We start from the raw sequence: 9,867 nt of genomic DNA, 5'->3' as shown, positions 1-9,867 counted from the left end.
TTAGCCAATTACTGGGATATGTCAACTACAGTAAAACTACATATTGTCTTTATAAAGAAGATGTGGAGAGTCGCCAGTGTTTTCTAGCTGGAGCAGATGGTTTAAGACTTACGCGCAACATGAACAGCAGAAAGAAACTCCAGTTGTACGCTATCTCCAAATTTTTCTAGCTTCTCCCGCAATCCTGCAAATAGTAACTCTTTCGTTTGTGGCTCTAGTCTCTGAAAGGTACTCAAAAGCTTGAGGTAGTCATCAATGCTATAGATGACTTCACAGGCAGTTTGCTCGACAACCAACTCTTTAAAACAATTGGAGTCTAAAATCTCTTGTCCAAACCCCCTTAAAATCTCCGCTTGAATCTTTGCACCTTCATATCTAACAAGGGAGGGCACATAAGCTTGATACACTTCCTCGATCGCTTGGTAAACTTCGTATTTCGGTTCTGGGGTCAGATTCCATAGCAGGATCAAAAAACCGTTATCGCACAGTGCCGCTGCTGCCTTGGCATATCTAATCTCTGGCGGTATCCAGTGAAAGGCATTGGCAGATAGAACGGCATTGAACTGTTTTGCTTCTAGTTCCCACTCCTCAAATGAAGTATTGCAAATTGTAACTTTTGGATATCGATCGCAGTTGTGTTGTGCCAAATGACAAAAATCATGGTTTGGCTCAATACACGTCATTGAAAAACCAAATTGAGCAAAAGTCACCGTTGCATTTCCCGGGCCACAACCAACTTCAAGAATCGATGCATCTGAGTCAAGTTGTGCTAAAGCGACAGACCGAGCGATTAGTTCTTTTGGATAGGGCGCTCTTGCATTGTAATAAACATCAGCAACGGGAGAATACCAAGTCCTTCGCTGTTCCAAATCTATAGAAGCTCTGGCATTTATTTCTTGTCTAAAGTCTTGCATAAGCTAGTTTTGTCAGCTTTTGGACACCAAAAAAATTTTTTTCCAACTTTGCGAGTATCTCCCCTAGTTCTCCCCTATTTCTCTCTAAATTCATATTCAGAAAGGCAGACACCGCGCAAGACAAGTGAAAAACTTCTGCCATTTAATAAACCAACCACAAAGGAAAACACACTCATGTTACAACAAATCAAAGAACTACTCCAAAACACCCAACTACAACAAAAATTAACAGCAGCAGCTAACGAAGCAGAAGCCATCAAACTGCTAGCGATCGCAGGTGCAGAAAAGGGTTATAAATTCACGGTTGAAGGCTTGTCTCAAGTACTGACAGAGTTAACATCTATGGAATTTGGCGAACTGAGTGAAGAAGAATTACTCAGCGTCAGTGGAGGGATGATGGCTGACACCGGTCACGGCCACATGTCCTGTTGTACTGATTGTCCCGCAGGAAATGGTCAATGTTGATATTTCAAAACTAGCCAACAATATTTTTCATTGAACCTAGGTGTAAAGGAGAGAAGAAGAGGGTAAGGGTATAAGGTGGTCAACAAAAATTTTTCCAAATTGCGATTATCTCCCCTAGTTCTCCCCTATTTCTCTCTAAATTTATATTCACAAACGCAGAGAACGCCGCATAAGACAAGCAAAAAATCTCTGCCATTTAATTAAGTAAAGTAAAAGGGAAAAAACAATCATGCTACACCAAATCAAAGAACTGCTCCAAAACGCCCAACTACAACAAAAATTAACAGCAGCAGCTAACGAAGCAGAAGCCATTAAGCTGCTAGCGATCGCTGGTGCAGAAAAGGGTTATAAATTCACTGTTGAAGGCTTGTCTCAAGTACTGACAGAGTTAACATCTATGGAATTTGGCGAACTGAGTGAAGAAGAATTACTCAGCGTTAGTGGAGGGATGATGGCTGACACCGGTCACAGTCACATGTCATGTTGTACCGATTGTCCTAAAGGAAATGGTCAATGTTGATACTTCAGCACTTAGCTAACAATATTCTTCATTAAGACTGGATGTAGGAGGAAGGAGAAGAAATAACTCCTGCTTCCTACCCCTCTGCTCCCCTGTCCCTCTGCTCTACTGCAAGCTAGCATTATGAAAAATCCAGTCGTAGCTATACCAGATATCCCATTGTCTCCAGCGAATTTCACAACTATTGTTGCCAACGCTAGTTTTTTTTGGGAACGCCTCAATACAGAAAGATTTATCATTGACGTTGATTCACTGAATGAAACAGAAATTCAGCGTCGGCTCGATCGCTGGTATCACATCTTAGGAGACTGGAACACTTTACATAAACGCTTGCAGTGGGAAAGCTTAGACCTTGCTACCATTCGCCCTCGCTTAGCAAGCATCAACTGGAACCCACAAGCATCATTGCCAGCATGGGCAGAAACTTTGCAGCAGATTATGCAATTGGCAAAGGAATTTGAGCCTGCACTGGAAATAGATTTACCAATTAATCCAGAAAATCCGATTCCCTTTGAAGATATCCTACTGCCTGCGATCGCAGTTGCCAGACAACAACTTTTGACTCGGCTTGGTTCTGGGCAACTGACTGAAAAAAGCTTACCTTTATCAGTCCAGACAAAAGCTGCTTACCAAGAATTAGAGCGCAGCTTGCTACAACGATTAGCAGGAATTTGTACCAAGACGCTGAATTTTGAATTTTCTCAAGTTCGGCCGTTCGGTAAAAATCTACTCAACCTGCTAGGAGTAGCAGCAGAAAAGAGCAACAATAAAACTCACTATAATAAGTTTGTCAATCAAATCCTAGAAGATGGATTTTTGACTCTATTTAATAAATATCCAGTTCTCGGTCGTTTAGTAGCAACAGCGGTCAATTTTTGGGTAGAGTCTGCCACCGAGTTTATCCAACGTCTGGCTAAAGATAAAGCAGATATTCAGCGAATCTTTAGCTCTACAAATGATAGTTTGGGCAAAGTTGTAGAAATCCAAACTTCCCTTTCTGACCCACACAAGCGCGGGCGAACGGTCATTTTGCTCACCTTTGAGTCTGGACTAAAACTCGTATATAAACCTAAAGATTTAGGATTAGAAGTTGCTTATAACCAATTTTTAGACTGGTGCAATCAACACAGTCAGCTTTTAGATTTCAAAGTTATCCAAGTCTTGAACCGAGATAATTACGGTTGGGTAGAATATATTACACATCAACCTTGTAACGATGAAGCCGCTGTAGAACGTTTTTATCAGCGAGCTGGGATGTTGTTGTGCGTGCTTTACGCTCTGCGGGGAACAGATTGCCACCATGAAAATTTAATTGCCAGTGCCGAACATTTGGTGTTAGTTGATATGGAAACCTTGCTGCACCATGAAGCGAATCTGATAGAAAACTCACCGGATGCTTCATTTGAGACAGCAGCAGAACAGCAATTTTGGGAATCTGTGTTACGCACTGGGCTTTTACCGCGTTGGGACTTTAGTAGCGATCGCCGCATTGCCTATGATGTTAGCGGGCTGGGTAGTACAGATTCTCAAAAAGTACCTCATAAACTACCCAAATGGCTACGCATCAATACCGACGACATGCAGATGTATCATGAGTCTGTCACCATGTCCGTAGGGAAAAATGTGCCGCGCTTAGGTGAAATTGCTTTATCTGCCAGCGATTATCAAGCGCAAATTACTGCTGGTTTCGAGGTGATGTATCGCTTTTTGATGATGCATAAGGACATATTACTGGTTTTTGGAAGTCCGTTAACTGCAATGCAGAACCAGCAAGTCCGCTTTGTCTTCCGCAACACTCGCATCTACAGCGCCATCTTACAAAAAACTTTATCGCCCGATTACCTCAAACACGGTGTAGACTTTAGCATTGAATTGGATCGCCTCAGTCGTGCCTTTCTGGTTGCTCAAGACAAACCCAATGCTTTGCCGATTTTGAGTGCAGAACTGCGAGCAATGGAACAATTGGATATTCCATTTTTCACTGCGAATGCTGCCAGCGATGAATTGAGTGTGAGCGATGAGCTAGCCATTGGGCAATACTTTAAGCAACCTAGTTATCAACATGCCCTGAATCAGTTACAGGCAATGGATGAGATTGACTTAGCTCGACAAACGGCTATTATTCAAGGCTCATTCCATGCCAAGGTAGCGCAAACTCCCAGCCAAGACATTCAGCAATGGAATGCCGAATCGTTACCGTTGCTAAGTGCGGCAGAATTAATTGCCGAAGCCAAAGCGATCGCCACTAATTTGGAAACGACAGCCATACCAGATCCCGATGGCAGTGTCAACTGGATTGGCTTAGGTTACGTGCATGAAGCAGAGCGGTTCCGATTGCAAGTTTTGGGCAACAGTCTTTATGACGGCCGCAGTGGAGTTGCTTTGTTTCTCGCCGCGCTTAGTCAAGTAACTAATGATTCGCGTTCCCGCGATTTAGCATTAAGGGCGCTACAACCCTTGCGTCGGCAAATCCAAACCTTGAACTTAGAATCTCGGCAACTTATGGCTCGGCTCATGGGTATTGGTGGCGGTACGGGTTTAGGTTCGATAATTTATGGCTTGGTGAAGGTGAGCCAATTCCTCAAAGATGAGACGCTATTGCCGGATGCTCAAGCATTAGCCGAGTGGATAACACCAGAACTGATTGCTGCGGATAAAAAGTTAGATATCATGAGCGGCTCGGCAGGAGCCATTCTAGGGTTGTTGTCTCTGCATAAAGTAACAGGAAATGCAACCGTTTTAGAAAAAGCGATCGCCTGTGGAGAGCATTTGCTCGAGCAGCGAATTAGCTACGAAGATGCTCCCAAAGCTTGGCAGACCATTGGTGAAAAACCCTTGACTGGGTTCTCCCACGGAGCCGCCGGAATCGCCTACGCCTTACTGCGACTCTACGCTGTGACGCAAAATCAAGCTTATTACGAAGCAGCATTGGAAAGTATCGAGTATGAGCGCAGTGTCTTTAGTGAATCTCATGGCAACTGGCCTGATTTTCGCAGCTTAGAACCCAATCAGCCACCAAGCTTCCCGGTTGTCTGGTGTCACGGTGCAGCCGGAATTGGCTTGGCGCGCTTAGGCTGCGTCGAGCTTGTCAATATTCCTGGAATTGAACGTGAGATTGAAATTGCCCTGCAAACCACCCAGAATTATGGCTTAGAAGCTAGCGACCACCTGTGCTGTGGTAATTTAGGTCGGGCTGAGGTGCTATTAGTTGGGTCACAACGCTACTCTCGCTCTGATTGGCGTGAGATTGCCCTCCAGAATGCTACAAATGTCGTGGCTAAAGCCAAACGAACCGGAGCATATCAGATGTTCGTTAATTTGCCTAGTTCAGTATTCCACCCCAGTTTATTCCGGGGCACAGCGGGAATTGGCTATGAATTGCTACGGCTAGCTAGCGATGACCTACCTTCAGTACTGTTGTGGGAGTGAGTGTAAGCAGCAGACGCAGAGAGGCAAAGGAGAGAGCTTTGACATCCCAAAGGAGCTGACACCAACGCACTATCCTGACAGTCTGTCTACCCCATTCATTACAACTAACCGTTTGTCAGAATCAAGGTTAACACTAACAGGGCCGAGTAATGGATCGCCAAAGGTTTGGATAAGCCACTCACGAGTACCATCGGTAGAACCATCATCTACCATCACAATTTCTTTTGGCACTTCTGGAAGAACCTTAAGCACTTTAGCTACTGAGTCATAGCCGAAGCAAAGGGCGCAAATTTAATCGGGATTTGTGGATTGCTCAAGCTCTTGGGAATCTGCTCGCTGCGACTCCCTCACTCCACACAAATCCCTTCATCAGAGAAACAAAAGTTACTCCTAAACGAACATTGATTACTTTGTACAAGTTTTTGAGATGGTGTTACAAACTTAGTTTATCTCCTGTCGAGGGTTTAAGCTTGCTCGAAATTCAGTAAGGCAAGCAACAAGATAACATGTATTACAAAGCTGCCAGCGACTACAATCCTGACTTACAAAGCTTTTGGCTCTAAATTGAACTACACTACTCTCTGCTCTCCTAAACCTCTACACCTGTATTTTTGAAGAGCAGGCGCACTGACGGCGCACCACCCGCTACGAATGAAAACAAGTTAAATCCTCTTCCCTTCTGCACGGCAGTGGCTCTTGACTTGAAGAGCAAGGGGAGAAAGACATTTTCATACATGGTGGTGAAACTTGTTTGATTGGGACTGCCTTGTTTGTTCAAAAACACGAAAGTAAAAAATCGTCACATTTAGTAGAGACTTAGTTTTGGTTTGAACTTGCGATCAAAAAAATAAATCAGGGAACACTGAAAGTAGGTATTTAATTTTCTTTATACTGCATGACAATAACAAACGGTTATGAAACCTCAAACCTCCTGGATCTGCAAGAGTGCCACAAGCAGCTACAGCTTACGGTTCAGTACCAAAAAATCTTGGGGCGAATTCTGGCTAAGATTCGTGCATCTGTCAACTTAGAATCCCTGTGTTCGACTTCTTGTCAAGATATTTGTCGGCAATTGAAGATTGAACGGGTGGCAATCTACCGTTTCAACACTGACTGGAGTGGTAGTTTTATCAATCGTTTTGGCTTTGCAGAATCTCCTTGGGATGCACTGACTGCCTTTGGACAGGACTTGGTATGGCAAGATTCGCATTTGCAAGAAACCCAAGGAGGGCGATATCGCAAAAATGAGCCGTTTGCCGTGGCTGACATTTACGATGCAGGGCACGCTCGTTGTCATGTTGAGGTTTTAGAACAGTTTCAAATTCGGGCGTATGCGATCGCACCTATTTTTATTGGGGCAAAACTGTGGGGTTTGTTGGCAGCCTATCAACACTCCGCGCCTCGACAATGGTATCCTCACGAAGTCGAATTCTTCGCCCAAGCCGCCAGCCATATCGGTGTGGCGATGCAGCAGATAGAAACCCTAGAACAAACCAAACAACGTACAGCAGAACTACAAGATGCGATCGCGCGGCAACGTGCTTTGACAGAAGTGGTCGGGAATATTCGTTCGTCTGTGAACACCGAAATTATTCTGGACACCGCTTGTCAAGAACTCTGCAAACTCCTAAAGTTTGAGCGAGCGGCGATTTATCGCTTCAATGAAGACTGGAGCGGCGAATTTGTCAGCCAATTCGGCATGGTAGAGGCGCAGTGGGATAGAATCCATCCATTTGGCAAAAATCTGGTTTGGGAAGATACCCACCTCCAAGACACCAAAGGCGGGCGCTACCGCAATAACGAAAGTTTTGCTGTCAACGACATTTATCAAGTTGCTCACTCGCGCTGTCACATCGACATTTTGGAGCAATTCAAGATTCGAGCGTATGCCTTAGCGCCCATCTTCATCGGGCCGAAACTGTGGGGACTGATAGCAGCTTATCAACACTCCGGGCCGCGTCAATGGGCAAATTATGAAGTTGAGTTCCTCGGACAGGTGGGGGCACAATTAGGAGTGGCGATTCAGCAAGCCGAAAATTTAACTCAGTCGAAACAACAAGCTTCTGCCCTGCAAGATGCGATCGCTCGGCAACGGGCACTCACGGAAGTCGTCGGGAAAATCCGCTCCTCCCTAGATATTGATTTGATTCTGAAAACCACTTGCCAAGAAGTGTGTAAACTGCTGCGAGTTGAGCGAGTCGGCGTTTATCGCTTTAATCTGGACTGGAGTGGCGAATTTGTCAGTCAATTCGGCATGGTTGAATCACAGTGGGACAGTATCAGTCCATTCGGCAAAAATCTAGTTTGGGAGGATACTCACCTCCAAGAAACCAAAGGCGGACGCTACCGCAACAACGAAAATTTTGCTGTTAACGACATCTACCTAGCCGGACACTCGCGCTGTCACCTAGATATTTTGGAGCAGTTCAAGATTCGCGCCTATGTGCTAACCCCAATTTTTGTAGGACGAAATCTCTGGGGATTGCTGGCTGCCTATCAACATTCTGCCCCGCGTCAGTGGGATAGTGTGGAAGTGGAATTTTTGGGACAGGTTGCCAGTCAACTGGGAGTGGCGATGCAAAGTTCAGAAATGGTGACCCAAATCCAAACTCGCGCTGATGAACTGCACCAATCGGCTGAACAGCGGCGAATTTTATTCGATTTGGTTGTCAAAATTCGGGAGTCGTTGGATTTAGAGACAATCTTGAAAACCACAGTACAGGAAATACGGCGATCGCTCAACGCAGATCGCGTCGGCATTTTCCGTTTTGATTCTGATGTCGGTTTTTGCAGTGGTGAATTTATCGCTGAAGATGTCCTACCCAAGTTCGATTCAGCCCTCGCTGTGAAGGTGCAAGACTATTGCTTCGGCGACCAGTACGCACCGCAATACCGCCAAGGCAAGTTGCAAGTGATGTCTGATGTCAACAGCGTTGGCTCGAAGGTGCCTCATCTAGATGTAATTGAACGATTCCAAGTCAAAGCACAGATTATTGTGCCGCTAATGGAAGGTGATGAACTGTGGGGATTGCTGTGCATTCATCAATGCACCCATGCGCGTGATTGGGAAGAGGCTGAATTAGAATTTGTCACCCAAGTGGCGGCTCAACTGAGTGTAGCGCTGCGTCAAGCCAACTTATTCCAACAATCTAGTTTGCTGGGTCAAACCCGTGAAGAAGCAAATCAACTCGCCTATGCACTGAATGAACTGCGTACTGCCCAACTGCAAATCATCCACTCTGAAAAAATGGCTAGTTTGGGACAACTGGTGGCGGGAGTTGCCCACGAAATTAATAACCCAGTTAATTTCATCCACGGCAACTTAGAACATGCCCACCAATACACCCAAGAGTTGCTGCGCTGTGTGGAGCTTTATCAACATTATCATCCCGATGCCGATCCGGAAATAAAAGAGTTTTTAAAGAAAGCCGAAATAGAGTTTTTATTCGATGATTTACCTAAATTATTCCAGTCTATGAAAGTCGGCACTGAGCGCATTCGTGAAATTGTCAGCTCTTTGCGGAACTTCTCGCGGCTAGATGAAGCTGACTTCAAAGCCGCAAATATTCACGAAGGCATCGATAGTACATTGATGATTTTGCAAAACCGCTTGAAGCCTTCAGGCGATAGCCCCACGATTCATGTGAGCAAAGAATATGATACTTTACCTTTGATAGAATGCTATCCCGGTCAGTTGAATCAAGTGTTTATGAATTTGCTGTCTAATGCCATTGATGCGTTAGAAGAGCGAAACGCCCAAGCAACTCCGGAAGCGATCGCCGCCAGCCCCAGCAAAATCCGAATTTCTACCTCCCTGCTCAATAAAGATTGGATTGATATTCGCATTGCCGACAACGGACTCGGCATGAGTCAAGAGGTACTCTCTCGGCTGTTCGATCCATTTTTTACCACCAAGGTTGTTGGTAAAGGCACAGGACTGGGACTTTCTATCAGTTATCAGATTGTCACAGAGAAACACTGCGGTAAAATTTACTGTCAATCTGAACCTGGCAAAGGCACAGAGTTTGTGGTTGAGTTGCCGATTCGTCAGGCGAAACCAGGAAAACCAGTAGCTAAAGTCAAGGTGTCAGACTAGGAATAAGCAAAATGACAAAGTGATGATTTTTACAGGCTTACCTCGAAAATCATCACTTGTAGACTGATTTTAAAGATAGGCAGTCTATCTTTATTATCTTTGAGCGCTTGTTGGGATATGTAAAATATGATTTTCTCATTAGATATATGGGAGATTTCTTACCCGTTTCATGTCGATTCATCTGGTAACGAGCGCCAAAGTTAAACAGATTGCCAATCTGACAGATGAACGACGTTGGATTCTCCAGTTTTTTGGTGCTCCTTGCCAAAAATATTATCTGCTCACATGAGAGACCTGCGGAATGTAGTGGCATGGCAAGGCTAAAATAGTGCAATAAAGTTGGTACAAAATGGGGTAAGCTAATGGGGAAAGGTCGTAGAGATAAAGTGTTACTGAATACCGAACAGAGGCAAAAACTAGAATCTCTGAGTCGCAATGGATAT

The 9,867-nt window shown here is 44.7% G+C and carries 6 protein-coding genes; 4 read left to right on the top strand and 2 right to left on the bottom strand.

Going from position 1 to position 9,867, the window contains the following annotated elements; translation table 11 throughout:
* Positions 1-101 precede the first annotated feature (101 nt).
* A complete protein-coding gene (locus RMY31_RS23780) occupies positions 102-914 on the bottom strand; it encodes a class I SAM-dependent methyltransferase (protein WP_409878249.1) in 813 nt (270 codons plus the stop codon).
* A 174-nt stretch (positions 915-1,088) separates the two neighbouring features.
* Between RMY31_RS23780 and RMY31_RS23775 the strand changes: the two genes are divergently transcribed.
* The 3 genes from RMY31_RS23775 to RMY31_RS23765 all read left to right on the top strand — a co-directional run bounded on the left by RMY31_RS23775 (position 1,089) and on the right by RMY31_RS23765 (position 5,328).
* A complete protein-coding gene (locus tag RMY31_RS23775) occupies positions 1,089-1,379 on the top strand; it encodes a Nif11-like leader peptide family natural product precursor (protein ID WP_409878248.1) in 291 nt (96 codons plus the stop codon).
* Between the two features lie 229 nt (positions 1,380-1,608).
* Positions 1,609-1,899, top strand: a complete 291-nt coding sequence (locus RMY31_RS23770; RefSeq protein WP_409878246.1) for a Nif11-like leader peptide family natural product precursor — start codon at positions 1,609-1,611, stop codon at positions 1,897-1,899.
* Between the two features lie 123 nt (positions 1,900-2,022).
* The gene (locus RMY31_RS23765) at positions 2,023-5,328 is read left to right on the top strand and encodes a type 2 lanthipeptide synthetase LanM family protein (RefSeq protein ID WP_409878244.1); all 3,306 of its coding nucleotides are present in this window, start codon (positions 2,023-2,025) and stop codon (positions 5,326-5,328) included.
* Between the two features lie 69 nt (positions 5,329-5,397).
* Here RMY31_RS23765 and RMY31_RS23760 read toward each other — a convergent pair whose 3' ends face one another.
* Positions 5,398-5,580 carry a hypothetical protein gene (locus tag RMY31_RS23760; RefSeq protein WP_409878243.1) on the bottom strand — a complete coding sequence of 61 codons (183 nt, stop codon included), beginning with the start codon at positions 5,578-5,580 and terminating at the stop codon, positions 5,398-5,400.
* Between the two features lie 643 nt (positions 5,581-6,223).
* Between RMY31_RS23760 and RMY31_RS23755 the strand changes: the two genes are divergently transcribed.
* A complete protein-coding gene (locus tag RMY31_RS23755; RefSeq protein WP_409878242.1) occupies positions 6,224-9,424 on the top strand; it encodes a GAF domain-containing protein in 3,201 nt (1,066 codons plus the stop codon).
* The last annotated feature ends 443 nt before the right edge of the window (positions 9,425-9,867 follow it).

The organism is Dendronalium sp. ChiSLP03b, from assembly GCF_034531165.2.
Taxonomy (GTDB): Bacteria; Cyanobacteriota; Cyanobacteriia; order Cyanobacteriales; family Nostocaceae; genus Dendronalium; species Dendronalium minutum.
This window is presented reverse-complemented; position numbering and strand designations above follow the sequence as displayed.